22 protein-coding genes and 1 pseudogene are annotated in these 23,480 nt (G+C 63.6%); 13 read left to right on the top strand and 10 right to left on the bottom strand.

The window, feature by feature from the left end:
• The first annotated feature begins 9 nt into the window (after positions 1 to 9).
• The 3 genes from ACFPZ3_RS15450 to ACFPZ3_RS15440 all read left to right on the top strand — a co-directional run bounded on the left by ACFPZ3_RS15450 (position 10) and on the right by ACFPZ3_RS15440 (position 5,388).
• Positions 10 to 2,097 carry a DUF4132 domain-containing protein gene (locus ACFPZ3_RS15450; RefSeq protein WP_379514781.1) on the top strand — a complete coding sequence of 696 codons (2,088 nt, stop codon included), beginning with the start codon at positions 10 to 12 and terminating at the stop codon, positions 2,095 to 2,097.
• 139 nt (positions 2,098 to 2,236) lie between these two features.
• Positions 2,237 to 4,291 carry a VWA domain-containing protein gene (locus tag ACFPZ3_RS15445; protein ID WP_379514780.1) on the top strand — a complete coding sequence of 685 codons (2,055 nt, stop codon included), beginning with the start codon at positions 2,237 to 2,239 and terminating at the stop codon, positions 4,289 to 4,291.
• 599 nt (positions 4,292 to 4,890) lie between these two features.
• Positions 4,891 to 5,388 carry a hypothetical protein gene (locus ACFPZ3_RS15440; protein WP_379514779.1) on the top strand — a complete coding sequence of 166 codons (498 nt, stop codon included), beginning with the start codon at positions 4,891 to 4,893 and terminating at the stop codon, positions 5,386 to 5,388.
• A 10-nt stretch (positions 5,389 to 5,398) separates the two neighbouring features.
• Here the strand turns inward: ACFPZ3_RS15440 and ACFPZ3_RS15435 are convergent, their stop codons facing one another.
• Both ACFPZ3_RS15435 and ACFPZ3_RS15430 read right to left on the bottom strand, forming a co-directional pair.
• Positions 5,399 to 5,692, bottom strand: coding sequence for a hypothetical protein (locus ACFPZ3_RS15435; protein ID WP_379514778.1), 294 nt, complete (start codon positions 5,690 to 5,692; stop codon positions 5,399 to 5,401).
• Between the two features lie 2 nt (positions 5,693 to 5,694).
• A complete protein-coding gene (locus tag ACFPZ3_RS15430) occupies positions 5,695 to 7,476 on the bottom strand; it encodes a hypothetical protein (protein ID WP_379514777.1) in 1,782 nt (593 codons plus the stop codon).
• Positions 7,477 to 7,900: 424 nt separating this feature from the next.
• Here ACFPZ3_RS15430 and ACFPZ3_RS15425 point away from each other — a divergent pair, with 424 nt between their 5' ends.
• On the top strand, positions 7,901 to 9,043 hold the full coding sequence (locus tag ACFPZ3_RS15425; RefSeq protein WP_379514776.1) for an HNH endonuclease: 1,143 nt from the start codon (positions 7,901 to 7,903) through the stop codon (positions 9,041 to 9,043).
• Here ACFPZ3_RS15425 and ACFPZ3_RS15420 read toward each other — a convergent pair.
• From ACFPZ3_RS15420 to ACFPZ3_RS15405, 4 genes are all read right to left on the bottom strand, one after another.
• Positions 9,040 to 10,182, bottom strand: coding sequence for a serine hydrolase domain-containing protein (locus tag ACFPZ3_RS15420; protein WP_379514775.1), 1,143 nt, complete (start codon positions 10,180 to 10,182; stop codon positions 9,040 to 9,042). The genes ACFPZ3_RS15425 and ACFPZ3_RS15420 overlap by 4 nt on opposite strands.
• A 119-nt stretch (positions 10,183 to 10,301) precedes the next feature.
• Positions 10,302 to 10,616: a hypothetical protein gene (locus ACFPZ3_RS15415; protein WP_379514774.1), complete on the bottom strand. Its 315-nt coding sequence runs from the start codon at positions 10,614 to 10,616 to the stop codon at positions 10,302 to 10,304.
• Between the two features lie 217 nt (positions 10,617 to 10,833).
• Positions 10,834 to 11,565 carry a WXG100 family type VII secretion target gene (locus tag ACFPZ3_RS15410; protein ID WP_379514773.1) on the bottom strand — a complete coding sequence of 244 codons (732 nt, stop codon included), beginning with the start codon at positions 11,563 to 11,565 and terminating at the stop codon, positions 10,834 to 10,836.
• Positions 11,562 to 11,873, bottom strand: a complete 312-nt coding sequence (locus ACFPZ3_RS15405) for a hypothetical protein (RefSeq protein WP_379514772.1) — start codon at positions 11,871 to 11,873, stop codon at positions 11,562 to 11,564. Before ACFPZ3_RS15405 ends, ACFPZ3_RS15410 begins: the two co-directional genes overlap by 4 nt.
• Positions 11,874 to 12,011: 138 nt before the next feature.
• Here ACFPZ3_RS15405 and ACFPZ3_RS15400 point away from each other — a divergent pair, with 138 nt between their 5' ends.
• On the top strand, positions 12,012 to 12,407 hold the full coding sequence (locus ACFPZ3_RS15400; RefSeq protein WP_379514771.1) for a YbaB/EbfC family nucleoid-associated protein: 396 nt from the start codon (positions 12,012 to 12,014) through the stop codon (positions 12,405 to 12,407).
• 385 nt (positions 12,408 to 12,792) lie between these two features.
• Here the strand turns inward: ACFPZ3_RS15400 and ACFPZ3_RS15395 are convergent, their stop codons facing one another.
• Entirely contained in the window at positions 12,793 to 12,915 is a 123-nt protein-coding gene (locus ACFPZ3_RS15395) for a hypothetical protein (protein WP_379514770.1), read from the bottom strand.
• Between the two features lie 224 nt (positions 12,916 to 13,139).
• Between ACFPZ3_RS15395 and ACFPZ3_RS15390 the strand changes: the two genes are divergently transcribed.
• Positions 13,140 to 13,394, top strand: coding sequence for a GntR family transcriptional regulator (locus tag ACFPZ3_RS15390; RefSeq protein WP_379514769.1), 255 nt, complete (start codon positions 13,140 to 13,142; stop codon positions 13,392 to 13,394).
• A 305-nt stretch (positions 13,395 to 13,699) separates the two neighbouring features.
• Here ACFPZ3_RS15390 and ACFPZ3_RS15385 read toward each other — a convergent pair whose 3' ends face one another.
• Positions 13,700 to 14,689: an NUDIX hydrolase gene (locus tag ACFPZ3_RS15385; protein ID WP_379514768.1), complete on the bottom strand. Its 990-nt coding sequence runs from the start codon at positions 14,687 to 14,689 to the stop codon at positions 13,700 to 13,702.
• 371 nt (positions 14,690 to 15,060) lie between these two features.
• Between ACFPZ3_RS15385 and ACFPZ3_RS15380 the strand changes: the two genes are divergently transcribed.
• From ACFPZ3_RS15380 to ACFPZ3_RS15370, 3 genes are all read left to right on the top strand, one after another.
• On the top strand, positions 15,061 to 15,294 hold the full coding sequence (locus ACFPZ3_RS15380) for a hypothetical protein (protein WP_379514767.1): 234 nt from the start codon (positions 15,061 to 15,063) through the stop codon (positions 15,292 to 15,294).
• Positions 15,291 to 17,351: a hypothetical protein gene (locus ACFPZ3_RS15375; protein ID WP_379514766.1), complete on the top strand. Its 2,061-nt coding sequence runs from the start codon at positions 15,291 to 15,293 to the stop codon at positions 17,349 to 17,351. Before ACFPZ3_RS15380 ends, ACFPZ3_RS15375 begins: the two co-directional genes overlap by 4 nt.
• Before the next feature lie 127 nt (positions 17,352 to 17,478).
• Positions 17,479 to 17,940, top strand: a complete 462-nt coding sequence (locus ACFPZ3_RS15370) for a hypothetical protein (protein WP_379514765.1) — start codon at positions 17,479 to 17,481, stop codon at positions 17,938 to 17,940.
• Between the two features lie 564 nt (positions 17,941 to 18,504).
• Here ACFPZ3_RS15370 and ACFPZ3_RS15365 read toward each other — a convergent pair.
• A pseudogene (locus ACFPZ3_RS15365) lies at positions 18,505 to 18,588 on the bottom strand (hypothetical protein); the annotation flags it as partial.
• Between the two features lie 876 nt (positions 18,589 to 19,464).
• Here ACFPZ3_RS15365 and ACFPZ3_RS15360 point away from each other — a divergent pair.
• From ACFPZ3_RS15360 to ACFPZ3_RS15350, 3 genes are all read left to right on the top strand, one after another.
• Positions 19,465 to 19,731 (top strand): winged helix-turn-helix domain-containing protein, encoded by a 267-nt coding sequence (locus ACFPZ3_RS15360; protein ID WP_379514764.1) that lies wholly within the window; start codon positions 19,465 to 19,467, stop codon positions 19,729 to 19,731.
• 56 nt (positions 19,732 to 19,787) lie between these two features.
• On the top strand, positions 19,788 to 20,258 hold the full coding sequence (locus ACFPZ3_RS15355; protein ID WP_379514763.1) for an NUDIX domain-containing protein: 471 nt from the start codon (positions 19,788 to 19,790) through the stop codon (positions 20,256 to 20,258).
• A gap of 225 nt (positions 20,259 to 20,483) precedes the next feature.
• The gene (locus ACFPZ3_RS15350) at positions 20,484 to 21,287 is read left to right on the top strand and encodes an SAVMC3_10250 family protein (RefSeq protein WP_379514762.1); all 804 of its coding nucleotides are present in this window, start codon (positions 20,484 to 20,486) and stop codon (positions 21,285 to 21,287) included.
• 32 nt (positions 21,288 to 21,319) lie between these two features.
• Here the strand turns inward: ACFPZ3_RS15350 and ACFPZ3_RS15345 are convergent, their stop codons facing one another.
• Positions 21,320 to 21,928: a hypothetical protein gene (locus tag ACFPZ3_RS15345; protein ID WP_379514761.1), complete on the bottom strand. Its 609-nt coding sequence runs from the start codon at positions 21,926 to 21,928 to the stop codon at positions 21,320 to 21,322.
• A gap of 318 nt (positions 21,929 to 22,246) precedes the next feature.
• On the opposite strand from ACFPZ3_RS15345, the gene ACFPZ3_RS15340 reads away from it, so the two are divergent.
• A complete protein-coding gene (locus ACFPZ3_RS15340; protein ID WP_379514760.1) occupies positions 22,247 to 22,867 on the top strand; it encodes a DUF6461 domain-containing protein in 621 nt (206 codons plus the stop codon).
• Positions 22,868 to 23,480 lie beyond the last annotated feature (613 nt).

The following is a 23,480-nucleotide window of genomic DNA, read 5'->3' as shown; positions in this document are numbered from 1 at the left end:
AAGTTCGGCATGCACCCCTCCCCCCTCGCGCAGCGCCTGCTCCAACTGATCGACGGAACCGCGGACGACCCCACCTACTGGCCCGAAGCCTCCCAGCTCAGCGTCGGGCTGGTCGGGCTGGACGGCACGGTCCAGGCCGACCACGGCACCCCGATCCCGGTGCGCTACGCGATCAACGAGCACGCCAGGCAGCGGCTGGTCGTGCCGGCTCGCGAGCTGGTCGAACACCTGCTGCAGGACCGGAGAGCAGCAAGCACCCCCTTCCCCCTGCTGGTCGCGGCAGGGCTGTCGGGCATGGACACCGAAGTGCGCGCCTGGCTCGCCGAGAGGTGCGGCCCGATCGCGCTCGCCGAGATAGACGTGCTGCTGGCCTGGGACGTGGAGCGGCGGGCGCTGTTCGCCGAGGCGGTGCGATCCTACGATCCACCGCCCGCCCTGATCGAATGGCTCAGCGGCCTGCCCGGCTACCTGGGCTTCACCCGGCCGGCTCTGGAGGCGGCCGAGGCCCGGGTGGCGGCGATCCACGCCGGGAAGATTCCGTACAAGGCGGAGAAGGCGTTCGGCGACGGCGAGAAGGCGACCCTCGGCCGGGCCGCGCGACTGGCGCTCCTCCAGGACGAGCCCTGGCTCCCCGACCTGCTCGACAACCTGCTGCGCGGGATCGCCGTAGCCCCCACCCAAGCCAAGACCCTGCCCTCCCAAGGACTGCTGTTCGAGATCGCCCGCGCGGTGCGGGACTTCCCGACCCCCGAGGCCATCTCCGCACTGCGCGCCGCCCGCCAGATCACCCGGCACGCCGGGGTGCCCAAGGAGCTGGACCGCCAGTTCCAGCGCATCGAGCCCGCCCTGGCGAGCCGCCTGGAGGTGGCCTTCAGACTGCCCGACGGCCGAGTACGACAGACCGTCGGCGAACACACGGCGGTGATCTCGACCGACGGCGAGGTCGAGCTATCGTGGTGGCACGGCGACAAGAAACTGAAGTCGGTCCCGGCCGCCCTCAGACGGGACCACCCCGACGAGGTCAAACGACTCCGCGACCTCGCCAAGCAGACCGTACAGCAGCAGGCCACCCTGTTCAGAGCACTGGAAGCCGGCTACACCAGCGAGAAGCCCGCGCCGTACCGCCAACTGGAGGGCCGCTCGCTCACCGACCGGCTGATCTGGGAGTTCGAGGTCTCCCCCGGCGTGTGGCGCAGCGAGCTGGGAATGACCGTGCCGGACGTACCCGTACGACTGTGGCACCCCGCCCGCGCGTCAGTGGAGGAGGTACGCACCTGGCGCGAGGTGGTCCAGGACAAGGAACTACGCCAGCCGTTCAAACAGGCCTTCCGCGAGGTCTACCTGCTCACCCCGGCAGAGGAGACGACCGGAATCCATTCCCACCGGTTCGACGGCCACGTCGTGGACTACCGCAAACTCCGTGCCTTGTTCAAACAACGAGGCTGGCAGTCCAACTTCCTGGGACCGTGGGACGGCGGCTCCGACGGCCAGGCCCACCGCGTCCTGGCAGGCGGCCGCTGGCGTGCCACCTTGGAACACGGCATGTACGACGAACACCACGCGATCACCGACCAGATCAGCTTCCACCGACTGACCGGAACCGGATGGCAGCCGACGCGACTGACGGAGGTCCCCGAGCTGGTCTTCAGCGAAGCAATGCGAGACGTGGACCTGTTCGTGGCCGTCGCCTCAATCACGACCGACCCCCAGTGGGCCGACCACGGCCCAGACGAACTGCGCAACTACTGGCAAACCGGCTCGTTCGCCCCTCTGCCCCCTTCCGCCGAGGTACGCCGCGACGCACTGTCCCGCCTGATCGGCCGCACGACCATCGCCGACCGCTGCACCATGACCGACCGCTTCCTGGTGGTCCGAGGCGATCTACGCACCTACAAGATCCACATGGGCTCGGCGAACATCCTGATGGAACCCAACGACGCCTACTTGTGCATCGTCTCCGCCCGCACCCCCCAGGCCGGCCTGTTCCTCCCCTTCGAGCAGGACGGCCGCTTGGCCCTCATCCTCAGCAAGGCATTCCTCCTGGCCAACGACACCGCCATCACCGACCCTTCCATCACCCGCCAACTCCGGACGTGATCCCGCACCCCGAGACCTCCTGACCTGCGACACGGCCAACCAGCCAGGATGCGAAATCGAGCCCCAAAGGTTGCGATTGCGCACATATTCGCCGAAGGATTCCGCCGACAGCCGTACCCATTGCATGACAATGGTTTGTGTGAAGCGGTCAATCCTTGGCGTTCTCGCCCTCGTGGCGTATTGCACGGTGACCGTCGTCAGCAACGTGCTGGTCAACCTGGCCACCGACAGCAGGGGCATCGCCGTCATCGCCTGCCTGGTCACTGCGGTGATCCTGACGGTGCTGTCGTTCGCATTCGCCGAATGGATACAAAAGCGATTTGTCGATACGAAGGCGGCTTTCCTGGAGTTTCGGCACTCCATCCGCGATTTGGGGTCATTTGTCCGCCGTCGGCAGCCGGGGGGTCGGCCGTCGCCCATTCTCGCGGTGTTCAGCCTGACGCTGGTGGCGCACGCGGTGGTCCTGGCCGTCTTCCTCGCCCTTCTCCCCGACCTCGATGCCGTGCCGATGGCATGCAAGGGCAAGCGCGTGGGGCTGATCCTCGCCTCCTCCCAGGAGAAGGACCGCGACCTGGCCAAGGTCGCGCAGACGTACAGCGCGGGCGGCGGGCACAAGGTCGGCGACTCGTGCGCCACGGTGACTGTCAAGGCCGTGAACTCCGGCACCGCGATGCGCAGGCTGACCAACGGCTGGGATGAGGACAAGTACGGGCCCCGGCCCGATGTCTGGAGCCCGGCCTCCTCTGTGTGGGTGACGATCCTCAATCAGCAGCCGACCCAGGACGGCACGCACCCCGCCTCACATCAACAACATCCCTCGATCGTACGTACACCGCTGGTCATCGCCATGCCGGAGCCCCAGGCCAGAGCACTCGGCTGGCCGCAGAAGTCGCTGGGATGGGCAGACCTGGCCAAGCTCAGCGTCGATGAGAAGGGCTGGGGCGCGTACGACCACCCCGAGTGGGGATCGTTCAAGCTCGGCAAGACCAACCCGCACTACTCCACCTCGGGGCTCAACGCCACGATCGGCGCCTATTTCGCCGCGACCAGCCTCAGCAGCATCTCCGACATGACCGTGGACGACATTCAGCGCGCCGAGGTTCGCCGCTTCGTCGAAGGCATCGAGGACTCGATCCAGCACTACGGCGACATCACACTGACCTTCCTGGAGAACCTCTACCGCGCCGACCGGGACGGGCGGGCCCTGGAATACATGTCCGCGCTGACCGTGGAGGAGAACTCGGTCATCGACTACAACCGCGGCAATCCCACGGGCGATCCCGACACACGCGGCACCCAGGCCGCTCCGAGCACCAGGCTGGTCCCCATCTACCCCCGAGAGGGGACCATGTACTCCGACCACCCCTACGTGCCGCTGACCTGGATGCCACCGAGCAAGAAGGCAGTGGCCGACGACTTCCTGCGCTATCTGAAGAGCGACGCCAAGCCGTACCTGCACAACGCCGGATACCGCGTCGACGACGGCAACGCCGCGCCTCCCGTCGAGGGCACGCCCGGTCTGCGGGACGGCAGCCAGATAGCCACGCTCAACATGCCCGCACCGGAAGTGGTCAACGCGGTGTTGTCGAGCTGGTCGGAGCTCCGGAAGAAGGCGAGCGTCCTTCTTGTCATCGACAAGTCAGGCTCCATGAAGACCCAGGTACCCGGTGACGGCAGGACCCGGCTCGACCTGGCCAAGAAGGCGGCCGTCGGCACGCTTGCGCAGTTCCGCCCCGACGACGAGGTAGCGCTTTGGGAGTTCTCCTCCGAGTTGGACGGCGAGATCGACCATCGCCCGTTAGTGCCGCTCGGGCCGATGTCACGCGTCAGGCAGCAGGTCAAGACACAGATCCAGGCCATCAAGCCACGGGGCGAGACCGGCCTGTACGACACCATGGCGGCAGCGTTCGAGCAGATGCGCAAGGACAAGCGGGGCGACGCCATCAACGCGGTCGTCTTCCTCACCGATGGCAAGAACGAGAAGAGGAAGCCAGGCAGGGATCTGAACCGCCTGCTGGAGGTCTTGGACAAGCCGCTCGCGGAGTCGGTGCGGATCTTCACGATCGGCTACGGGGAGGAGGCGGACCAGCAGGTGCTCAAGCGCATCGCGGACGCGACGGAGGCTCACGCCTACAATGCGACCAATCCCGACCTGATCGACGAGGTCTTCGCCTCGGTCTTCTCCAACTTCTGAGCGTTTCGTCGTCGCGATGATCTTCGTGTCGTAGGTGGATTGCTGATCGGTCACATGCGCCGTAGTTCAGGAAAGCAACCTCCACAGGCCGACCGCCTCATGCTCGCTCTCTCCAACCCTGACGTGCCCGGTCGTGATCGCCCAGCCGTCCGGTGCTACAACGTCCGTGTGACCATGCGTAGCTGGACGATCTGCTGAGCTCGCGGCAGGACGTGAGCGCGGGCCAGGTGGCGGCTCCTCGGCCTACGGCGCCGGGTGCCACAGCGTTTCCCGTCCGCGTACCAATGTCGAACCACACCTGCTCTTCGGGGAGGGCGGGTCTACGGCGTGGATAGCGGTACAGCCCGGCGACGACCAATTCCGCCGTACTCGAAGGCGCTGCTCCCCGACCGCGGTCATCTCATGATCGGACCGAGCATTCCGATGTCTCCGCCGTACAAGGCATCCGGGCCCGGAGGACCGATGACACGGGGGCTATCATCTTCCTTGATACTGATCAAGGCTATCCGCGCTTCTGATTCGCGAGCAGAATGAGGATTTCAGTACATAGCAGGCATACAAGGTGTACGTGGGAGTAGGGGTTAGGTAGTCTCCGGGGCGTGCGTTCAGATATCCGCCGACTCTATGTCGCCGCAATGCTCGCCTCTCTTGCGGTTGCGACCGGTTGCAGTGGAGACTCCGACAAGCCCACCTTGGACGAAGCAACAAAGCAGCTCATCGCGGACGGCAACAAACTTCTGAGCTCCAGGGAGTTGGCTGCCACGGGATCGGCGACCGCGACAGAAAGCGCCGATCAAGAGACCGAAGCAGGATGTGTGAAAGGTCAGATCCAGCGATTCTTTCGCGCACAGGGCCAACTGACAGGTCCGCCCTACGTGCACTCACCGGGCACGGCGGTAGGTCTGATTCGTGGATTACTGGCGACGCAGGGCTACCAGACCATCGTGGATGACCTCGATCTTGAGGACGAGAATCTGGGCACGACCGTCCTGCTCAACCCGAAGACAGGGATCACATTCCTGGCCACCGTGCGGAACGGGCAACAACCGAACATCATGATCGTCGGCAAGACCAGCTGCTACGAGCGCGGCGCGTGATCTGGCTTGTTCATGCAGGCAGCTGGCCCGCCTCGTTCCGTAGAATTTGGGCCTGATGACGAAGATGGTGCGCAGTCGATCTGCAGTTCTCCGCGAGGATGCCGACCTCGCGACGTAACTGCCCGGCTTGAGTGGCGAAACGGTCTGCGGCCGGTCCTTTCCAGAACGCATGAGCCTCCTGAGGCTTCGCCAGCGTGCCCGAGAAGACTCCTTCCAGCTCATCGGCATATCGAGTGAGCGAGGTGGCGAGCAGTTCCTTCTCGGCGGCCTGCCTGAACAGCTGACCTTGATTGGGGACGGTCACAGTCAGCCTCCTCGCGCCTCCAGGGCATTTTTCAAAGCTTCGTATATTCGTCCGCGCAACGCCATCCTCGTCTGATTCCGCTGGGCGGTTGTCAGCGGTTTCTGGTTGTGCTCCTCAAGCGATACATTCACCCACTCGGCCAGCTTCCTCACGAGCTCGTCAGCGAGACTTCCTGCGGTGCCAGGTGTTGCCTTGTCGAGGTAATTTTTGACCATTTCTTTTATGGAGTCCTTGGATGCATCCAGACCGGCGTCTCGGGCAGTTGATGCCGTGGCGCCCTCAATATGCCAATACTTGTTAGAAAGCCAGTCGATCGGTAGCGTAACGACAGTGGCGACAAAATCTGCGTACTCGTCGTCAGACCACTCCGCATACGCCGAACCGCTCAGCAACAGATTCGCCGCTGCGCCGGCGAGCGCCTCGCGATTGGTGTATTCGTCCTGTATCTTCTCGTCCCCGAACGGCCGGAACCGACCGATGTCCAAGGTCGATGCGTAGTCCTGTGCTGCCTTCAGCAACGTCTTCGCCGCTTCGTTGTCCTGCATCAGCCCTCCCATGAACCGGGAAGCAGTCTCAGGGGCGAGCTTGTCCCATGGTGGCCTCGGAAACACCCCGGTAAGGTCCGGCGAGTCACGCATGGACTGGCCACGCGCCAGCTCATCGAGATAGGGTGCCACGTTTCTGGCCAGCATTTGGCTGACCGGTGAGTCCTCGAATTTGGGGAGAACAAAGATTCTCCGATTCCATTGGCCGCCAAGCCACGGAGTATCCTCGGCACCTACACCATTGATAACATTGATCCAGGCCTGCTCGCGTACGCGATCATCACCCGCACCCGGCCTCAATGCCTTGTCCAGCACACCGGCCAACCGTTCCTCGAAGTTGGGAATGCCAGTTTGCCGGAACCGTCCCGGGTGCAGTAACCAGCCCGCAGCGTCCTTGTTTTGAGCCAGCAGCGTTTGCAGCGCCTCCGGGTCGGCGTCGTATGCCTCCACGAGCGCACTGAGATTCCAGTTCGGGCTCGTCGCCCCATCGGCAGCAAGAGGTCGACCCAGGACGCGTAGCGCCACCTGGTTGAGAAGCGTGCTCGAAGGTTTGGACATCGCGACAAGCGTCGTCAGGACGCCGGGATCGGTCCTCTCAATGAACTTCTTGCCCCACTCCTCACCCAGCCGGCCGGCACGTTCAGCGTTGGCGTAAGCCTCAGCCAGCGGACCCAGACTCTCACGACCCTGCTGAACAACAGATGGTGGAAGCCCTTTGTCCGTGGCCGCGAGACCTTTGTCCTTCATCCACTGCATGAACAGCGCACGGAATCTCTCCGGCCCGAGTGCAGCCAGCATGGAAGCGGCGTAGGCGGGATCCTTCAGCTTCTCTTTCGTCGCCGCCACGGCAGCCGCCACCTTCTGCCAACTCTTCAGCGAGTTCTCGATTTCATGCTGTTTGAGTGCCTCGGCGATGGGCGCCGCATCAGCTTTTCCCTGCCGAGCGGCCTCCGCTTCGTTGTCAAACGTGAACAACCCGCTCAACAGACCGTTTCCCGAGCTCGGGACCATCTGCTTGAGCGTGTCCATCCGCCATTGAAGATCCCGCTGTGTGTCGTCGAAGAACGCCCAGGACCGATGCAAGGCGGCCACTCCCTGCTGACCGGTCCACGACGCGCCGGCCTCGGCGATGGCCGCCTCGAGCTTCGGCCGCGTCTGGCCCAGAACGTTCTTGCCGATGTTCATCTCGCGGCTCAGCCGTTCCGCCCCGCTGGGGTCGATCCCGACGAACTCCCCCATGGACCCTCCCCGAGGGTGTGGGTTACAAGGAAGGAGTCAAGCACACCCGGCCAATCACGGTAAACGCCCCACGCATCCCTATAAACAACGGGAATTACACTTCGCAATAGCGGATAGATGCAAAATTGGCATCGCCACACGTCTGGGCACCATAATGGCGAAATGATCACCTATCGGCCCGATAGCCCGGCCAGGGATCCTGCCGACCCTGGACTGGGAAACGCCTGCCTCACCATGCACCACCCCGGCATCGGCACCACCGACATCCAGACCATGAACCAGGACGAACCCGATCCAAGCCCAGGCCAGCTCAGCCGCGGTCGCGGGCGTGTGAGCAGCGACCTCGCCCGTCTGGATTGCCCTCGACGGCCGAACAGGTACTGAGCGCCCATGGACTGTCAGTCACTGGACATATCGTGATCCAATGGCATTATCCGACCTTGATCGCGGGATGGTCCTGACGACCATCGAGGAATATGACCAGTTGGGCCGCGACGCCTTCCTCAAGCGGTACGGCTACCACGAGGCACGCGACTACTTCATCATTCACAACGGGCACCGCTACGACTCCAAGGCCATCGCCGGCGTGGCACACCGTGGCGTCGGCGGGCGTGCACTTCGTGCGGCGGAGTTCTCCGGAGGAGCCGCGACGGTCGGCAGGACCCTCGGCCACCTCGGGTTCCTCGTCACCCAGCGCCAGGATGCGTCCCCTACTGAGACGTTCCTCGACAAGGTCCGAACCCTCGATACCGCCGTCTCGAACGGCCGGCCCAAGCGGCACCAGCCGCTCACCCTGCTCTGGGCCCTCGGCCGAGCCGCTCACCGAGAAGAACGCCTCGTCCCCTGGAATGTCACCCGGGCCGAGATCAGCGCGCTCATCACGGAGTTCGGCCTGGACGGCGACCGGCCCAACCCCGAGTACCCGGTCCTGAAGCTCACTCACTTCGGGTTATGGACGCTGCCCGACCACCAGGAACCGCCTCGTTCCACTGGCAGCGCGCCTCTGGGGTGGATGAACCGGAACCAGCCCGTCTCGGGTCTCCGTGCATGGGTGTACGACCTGATGACGGAGAACGAGAAGGTACGGTCTCAGGCCATCGCGTACCTCCTGAGCACGTACTTCCCAGATGTGGACCAGAACGCGCTGCTCACCCGCGTCGGTCTTGGCGCCACGGTCGCTGAGCCGCCTCTCCCGGGGCGCCGCCCGACCACGGTCAGGCGGATCATCCGGGACAACGCGCTCTCACGGCTGATCAAGTCCTTGCACGATCACACCTGCCAGATCTGCGGAATTCAGCTGCTGCTCCCCCGCGGCCCCTACGCCGAGGGCGCACACATCCGCCCGCTCGGCCAACCGCACGACGGCCACGACGTGCCCGGCAACCTCCTGTGCCTGTGCCCGAACGACCATGTGCTCTTCGACCAGGGCGCGACCATCATCAAGGACGACCTCACCGTGATCAACCGGCTCACCGGCGAGCAGCGAGGGCCCTTGCGTACCGTCCCCGGTCACGACATTGACCCGCAGTATCTGGCGTACCACCGAAACACGGCAGGGACGTACTAAACCCCGGCGTACCGCCAGAAATCGCGGATCCATGGGGCCGGGATCGGGCTGTCGTACCCCACCTGTGTGAACAGGATGGCCACGGTGCCGGTCTGCGGAATGACGTGAGCCGACGTCCCGGTGCCGCCGACCCAGCCGTAGCGGCCGGGGACGTTCCACGGGTCGGTGCGAGCGATGTCCACCGCGCCGCCGAACCCCCAGCCCAGGCCCTCCAGGAACAACGCGCCGATCTCGCGCTGGGCCGAGGTGGTGTGGTCGGTGGTCATCAGGCGTACCGACTCGGCTGACAGGAGTTGGCGGCCGTCGGAGGTGCGGCCGCCGTTCAGGAGCATGCGGCCGAAGGCGAGCCAGTCGTCGACGGTTCCCGCCAGGCCGCCGTTGCCCAGGGAGAAGGGCGGCGGGCTGCTCCACTGCCCGTCCGGTGCGTCGGCCTGGTCCAGACCACCGCCGGGAGAGGCCCGATAGAAGCTGGTGAGCCGGTCGCGCTTGTTGTCCGGGACGTGGAAGGCGGTGTCGGTCATGCTCAGCGGTTCGAACAGCCGCTCGGCCAGGAAGTCGAGCAGTGACCGGCCGGTGACCCGGGTGATCAGCACGCCTTGGAGGGTGGAGCAGGTGTCGTACAGCCACGCCTGGCCCGGCTGGTAGAGCAGCGGGATCTTGGCGAGTTCGGCCATCCACACGTCCGGCTCAGGGAAGCTTCGCGGCTCGCGGCCGTCCTTCTGCACGGTGGACAGCGCCTGGATCGCCGGCGAGGTGAAGTCGGACGCGAAGCCGTACCCGGCCTGGGAGCTGAGCAGGTCGAACACGGTGATCGGCCGGACGGCGGGAACCACATCGTCCACCGGGCTCGCGGGGGTGCGGACGACCTTCGGTTCGGCGAGTTCCGGCAGCCACCGGCCGACCGGGTCCTCCAGCGCGATCCGGCCGTCATCGACCAGCATCATGACGGCCGCGGCCGTGATGGGCTTGGTGATCGAGGCGATGCGGAAGATGGAATCCCTGGCCATCGGAACGCCGTCGAGGGCGGCGGAGCCCACGGCCGCCACCTCCGTCCGGTCGCCGCGGGCCACCAGGCCCACGGCCCCAGGGATCGAGCCGTCGGCGACGTAGGTCTTCAGCAGGTTGTTCAGGTCACTCATCAGTACGTCCCGTCTCGTGCTTACGGACTGGCTGACCGCCGACGCCGCTTCGTCTCATCGACGGAGTCATGTGGGATGCGTCACTACTGCGACCGCCTCGTGCCGACACTTCACATCGGTCAGTCGTCCAGGCGAGCGAACCACTCCTCCGCACGCTGCCTGGCCATCTCGTCGATCAGACCTTCCGCGGCAAGGGCACCGAACAGATCGGGCAGAGGCGTGATGTACCCGTGGCGGGCCAGAGCAGCCAGCGCGTACAACCGATCCATGTCATCGGCGTCGGTGGCTAGCGCGGCGTACGCGCGTACGGCACGCTGGTCGGACCGCCGATCCAGAGCGTTGGCCGCCGACAACCGAACCGCGCTCGGGATCGCGGGAGCGGCGGTCAGCTCCTCAAATCCATCGATCCCTCGACAATCACCGATCTTGCTCAAGGCGATCGCCGCACGCAGTCGTATCGGCGGATCCAGGGCCCACGGTGGTGGGCACGCGCCTGCCGCGGCTGGAATCGTCCATGTCGGTCCTCTCCACACGCACACGGGCTCGCGCTCGCGCTCGCCGAGAGCGACCGTACTGGAACGGCCCTACGGGCACCAGATGCCGGTCGCGCGGACCCTTCGACAGCAGTCCACGCCGATCACCGCCTGCAGGCTAGGACGTCTTGGGCTTGGGGGCGACCCAGAAATCGTCGGGCACCTTCTGATCGGACTCCAGCTCCGTAAAGGTGGGGAACTTCTTGGTGTCGATCTCCACGGAGGAGAAGTCCACCTCGCTCAGCTCCGCCCTCGAAAAACCGCTTTGATCGAATACCGTTTTCGCCACGTCGTCCAGCTGCGCGGCCTGGCCGGCGACGACGCCAAGAGCGGTCGCCTGCCCCATGACGTACGTGAGCAGCACAGCGCACATCCCGGTCAGCACCTTGTCCGCGGCACTCGCCAGATACCTCAGGTACACGCGAGCGGTGAGAGGCGACGTCATCATCATCGTGAGCGCATATGTGGAGGCCGCCGCGATCGTGAGGCCCAAGCCCGCCATCGCCTTCCCGAACACCCGGAACGCGAAGGCCGTGATCTCAAGGGTCTCAGCCATTTTGTCGAGCGCGTCCCGCAGGTCTTCGGTAGACGTGTGCATCTGACCCGTCACCCGGGAGAACTCCCGCTGATCATCGGCGATCCAGCCCTTCCGCGCCGCAGCGGGAAGCCCGTCGAGCGTCCCGACGGGCCGATCAAGGGCTCTGGCCGCATTTCTCCAGAGCTTGGCGGCCTGCTCGATCTTGTCCTCGTCTACGTTCAAGTTCTCCAGCAGGGTAAGTCCCACCAGGGGCACGCCCGCGTAGACGCTGAGCCGCCGGATCGCAAAGAGGGTTTCCCTGGGCGCGATCACCGGTACTTCACCTCGCTCGCCTGCTCGGCCCTCCGCCAGTTGCGCCCGCAGATGGACAGCGCGCCGGCCATCTCCTCGGCCGCCAAGCGGCCGTAGTCCAGCGCATCAACGCAGCCTTCGTACGCCTTGTCGTACGCCGGCTTGAAGATCTGCAACATGGTCGTGCCCAAGGTGGATTCGTCGAGGTCGGCCTCAAGCCAGACACGTTTCTTGCTGAGGAGGAAGTCATCCCAGATGTCGTTGTAGTGCTCGCTCATCGCGTTGATCGTGTTCGAGGTGATGAAACGTGTCTCTTCCCGGGAAGACATGCGGCTCCTCATGATGCGGTTCGTCGAAGGTCATCTTCGCGACTCACCAGACCTTGATCGTCTCGGTTCACCCGATGTTCGGCGGAATGCCATCGTTCACTGGGAACCGGTGCAGACGACCTTGATCGACTCGTCATCATGTTCGACGTCACGCCCGAAGAACTCGAGAAGATCAGCAGACAAGCCGACGAGGCCATGACGAAACTGGGCGAGGCGATGCGCAACCTTCGTGACGTCACCGGCGAGGCCACGACGGCGGGCGGAAAGATCAAGGCCACCGTGGAGGCCGACGGCCTGGTCCGCGACCTCCGGCTCGACCCGCGCGTACTACGGACGATGGGCACCGACGAACTGTCCGAAGCCATCGTGACGGCCCTGCGCGCGGCCCAGCTGTCCGTACGGGAGCAGATGGAGAAGCAGGTACGCGCGGTGGGCATCGACCACACCGACCCCCTGCCCATGGACCCGGCCGAGGCCCGCGCCCGCCTGAACTCCCTCCAGTCGGACTTCCTCGCCACCCTCCAGAACCGCTAACCGCCGAGGTTGGGCTTCCTCCTTGATCCGCTGCTTCGAGGAGACGCTCTGGCTGGGGCGTCCAGCCAGAGCCAAAGCAGTGAAGGTTCGTGGACATCGCGCTAGCGAGCCTCACCGCGCAGGATCTGACCGTAGAGGCTTCTCGCCACTGTGGTCGCCATCCACGCGGACTCGTACGTGCTGCCTTCGGCGCGATCGGTCCGGCGGACGAATCCTCGCCCACCGGCGGCACATAGTTCGAACAGGATCGGCACGCACTCGCAAGAGTGCGCCACCACGCGGATGCGCGGCACTCGATCAGTCGGTTTGCACCAGCTGATCTCGACGCAGCCAGCTTGCGGAGGCTCGGCATGCGGGCCGTGGTAGTCGGGGGATCTCCGCCATGTCAGGCCGTCCGCCCCTCGAAGACCTCGACGAGATTCTTGAGCGCGACGTCGACACGCTCCATGACGAGTTGGTGGACGTAGCTACTTCCCCGCGGTAGTCGATAGCCGTGCTTCTCCAGCACGGCCTGAACCTCCGAAACCAGGCCAGACTCGCATCGCACATCCTTGGTTGGACTACTCATGCGTCGAACCTCCTGTGTCCGATCAAGGGCCCGCCGTAGCTCTTCCACCGCCGTGACGGGCTCGCATTCCCATGCAGCGTACGTTCAACTCGTACAGCTCGTCCAGTACGTCTAACACGTACCGGGCGTAAGGCCCGTGCATGCCCGTCTCTAACGTGCTGTTCGTGACAGTCGACCAGCTTGACCCGACGCCGATCTACGAGCAGATAGCGCAGATCATCAGGAAGAAGATCAAGGCCGGCGAACTGGAGGAGCGGCAACTCGTACCATCCGAGAGTTCGCTGCAGCAGGAGCACGGCATCGCTCGCGGTTCGGTTCGGCGCGCCATGGAACTCCTGCGCGAGGAAGGCTGGGTCATCACCATTCAGGGACGAGGCACCTTCGTAGCACCCCGAGACAAGTGGCCTGACAAGCCATAGCTCCGACAGGAGTGCTCCCACAATCAGGCATTGTCGGTCGCCCGCGTCAACACGAACACGTCAGCCAGGCGCATCCGGAACGGTTCCGCGGCCGGCGACTCTGTCCACCGGCGCTGCCGACCAAGGTGTGGATCAACCAGCCGCCCGGGGCCTTCAGGATCGGCACCTCACCGCATAACACGCAAGTAGCATGACGTCTCACCGGGTTTGACATGTTTTCGCTTTCAGACTCCTCGCGTCCATAGAGGAGGCCCGGCATGGCGAGCAGCGCCAAACCAAACCGCCCACACGTTTCCAGTTACAGCTCAGCGATCCCAGGTAACCACGAGCGGCTCGGACGAGACATCACCCGCGAGCAGGCGCTCGAGGAGATCGGGAAGGCGGGTAGGCAGGATGCGCTCACCGGTGGCCTGGAGTTCGTCTAAGGCCCACCAGCGGAAACAGCTGAGCCTGGACCGTTCGAACTCCTCCATGCCCGAGGTATCGACCTCCAGTGTGAGGACTCGGTGGAAGAAGAAGTGGTGTTCCGAACGCACCAAGAGTCCGTCGTCGCGAACCCAGATCCCGGCACTGAGCGCCACCGCCGGGCCGAGTACGGCGGGCTCGATGCAGTAGCCGATCTCTTCCTGCAGTTCCCTGGCCGCTGCGGCAGCGGGCGTCTCACCGAACTCGAGACGACCGCCGGGAGTGAACCAAGCGAACCCACCGCTTCTTGCCAGCCGCAGCGCACGATAGAGCAGCACGCGGTCTTCGGCGTCGACGACGATCACTCGAGAGGCGACGAAGGAGACCGGCTCAGGATGATCCCAGGGAATGATGTACGGCTCGGCCGGCAGGTGGCCAGTGAGCAGTGATTCGAGCAGATCGGGAAGGACACGTGGGATCTGCTTGTCCGTCGTGGCCCGCAGCTCTTCCACGCTCCACCAGCGGTAGGTCACCAGCAGGGAACGTTCGAGCTCTTCCATCGCCGAGATGTCCACGCTCACTGCCTCGACGCGCAGCAGGAAGTAGTGATCTGTGGCGTAGTAGATGGTGTCGTCCTGCCCGATCCAGTGGCCCCCGCTGACCGCGACCACCGAGCCGAAGACCTCCGGTTCGACGTGCAGGCCGGTCTCTTCGCGGAGTTCGCGGGCAGCAGCCACCGCCAGGTCCTCTCCCGTGTGAACCCCGCCGCCCGGAGTAAACCACGCCAGGGCCGGGTTCTTGGTCGGTCCTCTGCCTTGGAAGAGGAAGATCCGGTCACGTTCGTCGATGAGAAGAATGCGGGCGGTGGGACGCATGATCGGCTCAGGCACGACGGTGAGCCTATGCCGACCGGTTCGAAGTCGTGCGCCCCCCGACATATCCCGAGACAGCGTACGACTGCCGCCTGACACCCCGGCCAACGAGTTGCACACGCCCATCGAAGAACGGCGGCGTGGCCGCCGTGGCGACAACCTCTCCTTCAGGGGCATCTGCCTCATCAAGCCAAGCGATGGGCAGGGCTGGTCGGACTCGAAGCCGTTCACGCGCTCACCTGCATAGCGATTCCTACTTGTACGCAAGGACTCCGCCATTTGGGTCAATGCATTGGGGAGGAATCGCGAGAAAGTTGGTTCCAGGGGCATTCGACTCGTACGGGGTTATCGTCGGTTGGGGCCCTTGACAGCGGTACGAGGAGATCGGCATGCCTGGTCTTGATCGCGAGGCAATGCAGGCAGCGATGTTACGCATCCAGAAGCTGTCCGACGACAACTGGTGGACCCTGCATGCCTCCTGTCAGCTCACGGAAGCCGACGCATGGGTGGGCCCCACCGGCAACCGCTTCGGCCAATCGGTGCACAACTGCCAGCGAGAACTGCATGCGATGCTCACCCAGACCGTCACCATGGCCAAGGACGAGCTGGCGAGGGCGAAATGAGCTTCAGCGGAGTCAAGCTGCCGGAGTTCGACACTCTCGTCACCCGCCACACGGCAGCCGCCATGCAGATGGAAGAGCTAGCCTCCCTGTTATATGGGGAGCTCACCAGCGCAGGACTCGACACCACCCCTGCGGAACGGATCAGAAGACTCGCCGCACAGGTCGGTCAGGAAGCCGAAGACCTTCGCAAACGGCAGCGCATCGTCCGCGAGATAGAGCGCCACAAGATCACCCTCGGAGCGTCCGTAGCGACGGGATCCCTCATCGCGGTGCCGGACTCGCTCCGCCAAGCCCAAGGACAACTCGACGGCGCGCTGGCTGCCAAGGCGGCGATCGCCGCCGGCCGCGGCGACTCGAAGGCCATGGCGGAGCTCCAGAAGTACGCGGGCAGGGTCAACGATCAGGAATTCATCAAGACCTTCCTCGCCAAACTGGGAGCCAAGGGCATCACCGAACTTCCGGCCGCACTGGGCCTTCAGGTTCGCGCGAATGTCACCTCGAAACGTGATCCGCAGCAGGTGAAGAACGTCCAGCAGGTCATGAAACTGCTGGCCACCGCACTGGCGAAGGGCACCAATCCCAAAGACGAGGCCTTCATGGGAGAGGCTTTCCTGGATCAGCTGGTCAAGGAAGGACGGGCGGAGCACAAGGCGCTCGAAGTGACCTACGTCGGCTACCAGGCGCAAGCCTTGATCTGGAGAGCCAGCGACGGCAAGCCGCCCTTCTCCAAGCGGTTCATGGAAGTGGTCGGCAGAGACGCCATCGTGCATCAGAAGGAGCTGTCCGACTCGCGATCTCCCTACGCCAACAGCATGGACCTGGCCACAGTGCTCGGGATCAGCGACTCCATGCAGCCAGGTGGGCCGCGCATGGGCCAGCCGGGAGAACCGATCAAAGCGAGCGTCATCGATGACCTGGCTCAGGCGGCACAGTATTCACTGCCGGCGGCACAGGCATTGCTTTTCCACACCCCGAAGGGCTGGAACAAGACCATCATGGCGTACCTGCTCACCGACCGGCTGGACGGCTTCAACAAAACGGGGAACCAAGCCCCGTTCGCGGCGCTGCTGCGGACAGCGCTGAGCGGCAAGGACAAGGAGTCGCTCAAATATGCGAACGAGGCGCTCATCATCCTCAAAGACGAACTCGACGGCGTCTTCGGACCTGGGAGCGACGGCAAGCTCCAGATCACAGACAAGGAGAAGTTGGAGCGGCTATCGTTCTTGGCTGGGCCGATCGGATCGGTTATGGCCGCGCACATCGATGAAGTTTTCGGCGTTTTCGATGAAGACAAGCCAAAGCTGACAGGCATCGAACACGCTGATATGGATCGGCTGCTGACCTTCGCGGGAACCGACGCAGCTGCCACGAAAGCATTGGTAGAGGCCGAGGCCCAACGAATGCTGAGCATGATCCAGGAATCCTACCGGCGGGACGGCGGGGAGCAGATCAAGGAAGTTCTCATTCCGGAGGCACGCTTCATGGGGCACATCCTCGAAACCCGGAGGCTGTACTTGCTGGCGCAAGCCAAGAGTGATGAGCAGGTCAAAGAGGAAATGAAAGGCCTGATAAACAGTGTGCTGAGCGAGTTGACCGGGCCTGCGGGGAAGTTCGCGACCCGCTTCGGATTCTTCGGAGAGAAAGCGAATGAGAAACTCACACCGATGGTGTTTGAGAAAATCTCTGCGTTATTGGTCGACCGGATGCTGCAGGACGGCATGACCACAGGATCTGCGATGCAACAGGCGAGCACTGATCGTACGATGACCATGTCAATGATCAAGACGATGATGCTCAGCGCCAGGATCGCACACGGTCAGTGGAGCGACGAGGCCCGAGCGGATCTCAAAGGAAAATCCTTCGCCACAGACGGTCAGCCTCCTACTCTTAAGCCGCTCGACGAGATCATGGCGGATCCGGCCATGTTCGATCAATTCATCAAATGGGCACGCTGGCACTCCAAGATCGAGAGCGATTTACAAACCGTGAAAGAGGCGATGGACAACAGCGCCGGCGTGGATGTTCATGAGAACCTTGGCATCAAGCGGGAATCCTGATATGGCCAAACGCACTCTGTCCACCATCCTAGGCGCTCTGCTCGCACTAACGTTGACATCTGGCTGTAGCAAGCAGAATGAGCCTCCACCTCCGCCCCTGGCGACGGCGACGGCGGACCCACGCCCGGTGAGTGACTCAGGTCCTTACTGGTGTGATGTCATCCCGCAGCAGGCAGTGCGTCTGATCAGCGGCTTGTCCATACCGCTGGAGGAGAGCAAAGATGGCGTGCCGACCACCCATGGTGGATGCTTGCTGAGGAATGAGTACACCCGCTTCTCCCTCAACTGGTCCATCCGTGGTGGCGACGAGGCGCTTGATCTCGCTCACGAGAACTTCGGTCGCCGTCGTCTGGCCGACCTGCCACCTGACCTCGGAAAGGGGTTGGTTGCCTACACCGAAGGCGAGCCCAGGACAGGCCCTTACGTCGCCTTCATGCTGTTCCGATGCGGCGACGAACGGCCCTGGATGGGCATCGACTTCTCGGAGGTGGGAAAGGACCGGAACGTGGTCACAGACCTGATCGCGTTGCTCCGCATAGCGCGCGACCGGTATGGCGAAATACATCAATGCACCCCTAAAGCGACCTAGCGCAGGACGCAGCCAAATAGACGCGTAGAGACAAGCTAATTAGCTTGGATTCGGAGAACTGGAACTCGAGCGCCGATAGCGCCGCGTCCTTGGCGGGTCGAGCTGTGCCTCGTGCAGCCAGACCCCGCACAGATCCCAGCTTGCCGCAGCCACCAGGTCAGGGCGCTCACTCGCTGAGGCGACCAGCTCATGCTGCACGGCGGTCCAGCCGAGGTCGTGATGTCCCAGCAGGTTGGACGACACCCGTGCCATGTGGCAGGCCCGCAGCATCAACGCTTCGGCCCGATCGCGTTCGTCGGATGAGTCGTGGTCTTGGCGATGAGATCGGTAAGGATGCTGGGCAACATCTCCCCCAGCGCAGTGAACTTGGCGTCCTGGCGGAGCTGCTCGGCGAGGCGGACATTCGCCTCAAGCTCCTGCAGCCGCCGCGGTTCCCTGGTCGCCCGCAGTAGGACTCCGCTGGGCGTGAGGCTTGCTGAAGCGCGAGCCGCAGTCCCGGCACCGCCGCGTGGCCGGAGTCGAGCTCCGTCGTCTCGTGCTGGTACGGCTGACCCGTGAGCTCGGCTACCTCCACACCGAGCTGCCGACCACGCTCATCCGGTCCAGGGGCAACCGACCGTTCTCCACCTTCGACAACCAGGAGACGGAACGGCCGACCTTCTCAGCGAGGGTGGCTTGATCCCACCCCTTGCGGTGAACGAGCCCTCGCGATCCGCTGGCCCTGCGTCACGTACTCTGTTGCCACGTCCGAGCCCTCCCTCTCGCCGTCGCTTGCTTCGACGATAAGGCGGATGGCCTGCGCCACTGGCAGAAAAACTGCCAGTCGCAGGGCACGCGAAACCGCAGGTCGGCCTTCGACCTGCGGAAACGCTCGTCACTGATCAGATACAGAAAGTGACGCTACGTGTGCATGGCTCGCGGGTCTGTGCGTCGTTACCTCGCTTCCCCGCTCATGAGCTGTCGCCACAGCGCCAGGGCATCGACGACCCGCACGCGCGGGCTCTCTGCGATGCCCCAGGGGAACACGGACCGGTCGTAGCGTCGAATGAACCCCTGCCCGCCGGCCATGCACTGCTCGAAGACCAGAGACAGGCACTCGCAGGTGTGGGCCCGGACCCGGGCCCGATCCGGGCGCCGCTCCACGGGGTACCACCTCACCGGCACCGCGTCCGGACGAGGCGAGGCGGGGTGCAAGCCGTGAAAGTCGTCATCCTCTGCCACAGGGGCTCACCGTCCTTCATAGTGCGCGATCGCCGACATGGCGCCGGCTGGGCTCGTAAAGACCGCGATCGATGAACCGACGTTGGTGAGCGAGGAGCCATCTCCAGCCGCATGGTGCGCCCTCACGGGGCGGCCAGCCGGAGCGCACCTGCGAAGCCCCACCCGGAGGGGCCCTGGACCGTCGCTCACCAACGCCATGCCTCCAAGCTAGCAATCCTGTAAGCCCCTGTCTACTCCATGGAATTCCATGAAGCTTCACGATCCGGCGTGAAGGGCCGTGAAACGCCCTCCTAGTCTCATAGCGTGGCCAGATATGTCGAGCACACGCGCACTTGGGAGTTCGATGAGGACCGCTCGCGGTGGGAGCAAATCCTCGAAGTCCTGATCGAGCGCATCGACTCGGGTGAGTGGGGTCCCAAGTTCAAGATCTCCGAGGTCAAGCTCATGGAAGAGTTCGGAGTCGCCCGCCCAACCATACGCAAGGCGATGGAACGCCTCAGAGATGCCGACAAGGTCTACACCGTCCCTAACCTGGGCAGCTTCGTTAAGACCAGCGACGAGGCCGGGTAGAGCAGGGACACCGAGCGTCTCAACGACAGCCCCTCAGCGGGGTAGGCTCCCGGCACGTGAGCCAGCGGATCGACTACCACAACGACCCGAGCGCGCCTACCGCCAACAGCCTCGTCCCGTCCGTGAACGTCGTGGTCACCAACGAGGCCGGCGAACTGCTGCTCATCCGCCGCTCCGACAACGACAACTGGGCCCTACCCGGCGGCGCCATCGATCTCGGCGAGTCCATTCCTCAGGCAGCCGTCAGGGAGACTCTCGAAGAGACCGGGATCCGTTGCGAGATCACAGGCCTGGTCGGCACCTACAGCGACCCCGGCCATGTCATCCACTACACGAGCAACGACGAGGTCCGGCAGGAGTTCTCCCTCGTCATCACGGCCCGGCTCGTCGGTGGGGAGCCGACGCCGAGCAGCGAATCCCGAGAAGTTCGCTGGGTACCGCGGCACGAGGTCGGCAACAGCATGCACGACTCCATGCGCCTCAGGATCAGTCACTACCTCCATGGCGGCAGTCCGCACATCGGCTGAGCCGGTCCGAGCCAGTAGCGTTAAGCATCAACCGCGACGCCCGCTGCAGAGATCTGGCACATAACAGCAGCTCAGGGGCAGGCTAGATCGACTGGATGAGACTTTTCTCCACGGTTTCAAGGCCAGCCCGCCTGCGGCGGCCTGGCGCGCGTCGGGCGACCGCCGGCCGCGCTGCGGCTCTACGGCCGGTCGCGGCCTGCGCCGCCCACGCGCTAAGGTGCAACCGTGAGCGAGCTCATATATTTGTCGAGCCAAAAGTTGCACGGAAGGCTCGGCATACCCAGCGTAGCTGCCAACGCTGAGATGCGTGGAGGCATAAAACTGCCGCCCGTGGCTCCAATTCTTGAATGGTCAGCAACTCATGCCAGAACTACGACTACAGAAGGACAGGCAAGCCGAGCCGCACTTGCCAAAGGAATTAAGAAAATTGACAAACTTCATAGTCCGCAGGAATTTACAACGAAGGGCCTAACGCCCAACCAGTGGATCAAGTTTGACCTGTCGATGGCGCATGCTGCGGTTCATGAAGACAGTGGCCGCCCGCCTGAGGATATCGCACTTTTTGTCGGCGAAGCAACCGTGGGCAGCTACATGGATGGCATGCCCGGAATAGGACTGATGCTTTGCGGGTCAGTGCGACACCTATTAACGCAAGCCAACCCTAATGGTCGTATGGGATCAGATACGGGATGGCTATACAACCTGATAAATGAGCTTGAGCGACGAGAGTCCGAGGGCATACATGTAGTTCCCGAGTTTCTCACCGAGATAGTTCCCCACAAAGGCACCGATAGGGAACGGGAAGCTGCAGCGCAAGCGGTATTCGGTTGGACATCGCGAGACTACCCACCGCGATCACGCTCCCGATTGCGCGGGTATGCAACCGTACTGATGGACATTGATAATCCTCGACATTGGATTCGTCGCCTTGTCGTTGCATCGCCACTATATGTCGAGGTTCCACCGCAGAACCCTAAAAGGCGCTTTGGGTGGATGGGTCGCAAGGATAGCCGAAACCATCGCGTTTGAAATCCATAGGGCGACTCAATAAAGCGAGCTTGCTAAGCACTCAAATCTGATCTCATCTGATCGCGAATCTCGCCAATGATTTCGAGCAGTTTCTCTTTTGCATCCCACTGCTCTAGATCCGGCCTCCAGCTTTTACCCTGACCTCCCTGATCGCCTTCGATGGGCAGTCGCACACGGACCCGTGCGTCGAGGTCTATATATGCACCTTGTAGCATCCGTATAAGGCGACGAACCTCGCCACTCCAATAGAGTTCGGCAGATGTGAGCGCGACCGGAGCTCTCACTACTTCCCATGGCCCTTTATCCAGAATCATACGCGCTTTATTTCTTGCGCGATCGTCCTCTGTTCTTGTGCCCCAGTAGAGCTCGTCAAAAGTACGTTCAAGATCATATAGCCAGATACCCAGGGCATCATACGCTGCTTTGAGCTCTTCTCGGAATTGTCTCTGTCGATCCGCCCCAAGCTGAAGCTCATGTTGTTGTCGAGCTGACTGCAGACCACTCTCGAAGTGACGGTCAATTAGCTCGATATCTCGCCTAGTGCCGCGATTCGCGAGAACATATCCGAGACGTACCCCAATCGTAAGGGCTAGGAACACCCCCATCAAGTTTCCGATATACGTGATCGTCTCAAGGGACACGCTCATAGGATCGAGCACGGGCGGTTTATGTGCAAGCCCATGCCGCAGAGGGGAGAGTCAGGATGCACTCCACCACTCCTATTGTGGGTGTCCTTCAAGCTGCCGCGCCACTTCCGGTGCTCGGGCCTGGCGGCCCTGCGCTCCGGGTCGGCTTGCCACCGGATACGCGGGCTGCTGTGGTCTGCAGCATATGCGGCATGATCTTAGCGGCGTTCCGCAGGTCAACCCTAGCTTTGGGCTATCCGGGTCATCAGCGCCCGCCACCAACGCCCGGCTCCGGCTGGGCAGCCGTCCTTCTTCTGTCGCACCAGAGGATCCATGACATCCCCGACATGCCTCTATGACCTTATTTGCTCCTATGGCGACGTGGAGGATCTGCTGCCCATCCCGGCCTTTTGCGCCGTATGGTGCGAAGGCCTGAGCCCGCAGGAGGTGGCCGGCCGGTTGAACGCGGACCTGAGCTCGGCATTCCGCGGCAGCTTCCGCGACAACACCAGCATCACGATGTACGGCGGCTACGACGAACGCGTCATCCTGGTCGGCAGAGCGGGCGGCTGGACACTCCTGATCGGTGATGGGGAGTGCATGAGCAACACCTCCATGGCCATGCTGTCCGCCGAGGGGGCGCGGGCGATCGGTATGGGCTGGAGCATGAGCGGCGCCGGCTCCGTCAAGTACTCCGTGGGCGGCAGACTGATGACGCAGTTCGCCATCACCGACCCGGAGTCGCGAAGCGGGTGGGAGCCGAATTACCTCGACTCGCACGCCGCCGGGCTGCGGTTCCGGCTTGGTGACAACTGGCGGCACGGGGACGACGCAGCAGAAACCTCGGAGAGCATCACGTCCGCCCTGGTCCTCATAGGTCGTTTGACCGGCCGGGAGATCGACGCGGCGTGGCTGGAGGCGGCGCACACGATGTACACGATCCCGGAGGACTGATGCACCTGGAGCGAGGCGGGTCGCTGGTCGTCTACCGGCGTTGCCACGTGCCCGCCACGGCACCAACGCGATCGTGCGTGGATTCTGCCCGACACCGCTCCGCGGCACCCCCTCGGCGGCCGGTGTCGGAGGTCTCGCGCCGACCGTTCACACCGTCAAGGCGCTCAACATGCGCTGCCGCCTCACCTGATCGCCGCCGATCCCCGTCACCTGAGGGGCCGACGAGTGATCTTCATGTCGGGCGACGATGACTCGCGCAAACAGGTGGCGGGGTTCGTCGATGAGCTTGACTTCGTCCTGATAGAACTCGGTGCAGGCGGTCTACTCCAGCAGTTCCCCAGCGGACCGCTCCCGGCACTCAACCTGCTGCTGAGCCTCCCCTCCTGGCCAGCCTCCACCGCTGACCGGCGCGAAGGACCGACGCAATTTGGAAGCTTGACAAGCGTCGCAGCGTGCGTAATCCTGAAAATGCGACCGGCTGGATGGGTCTGTTTTCGCGTGGACAAATACACTTGAAGCGAGTACGCTCGTGCTTCCACGCTGCTCTTTTTGGCGACCCGTGATGCTTGCTCACGTTGCGAGGTTGTCTGGCGTGCGTGTAGTCAGTCCGCCG

Source organism: Nonomuraea insulae (genome assembly GCF_042656245.1).
The sequence above is the reverse complement of the archived record's forward strand: the minus strand, read 5'-3'. Positions and strand labels throughout refer to the sequence as shown.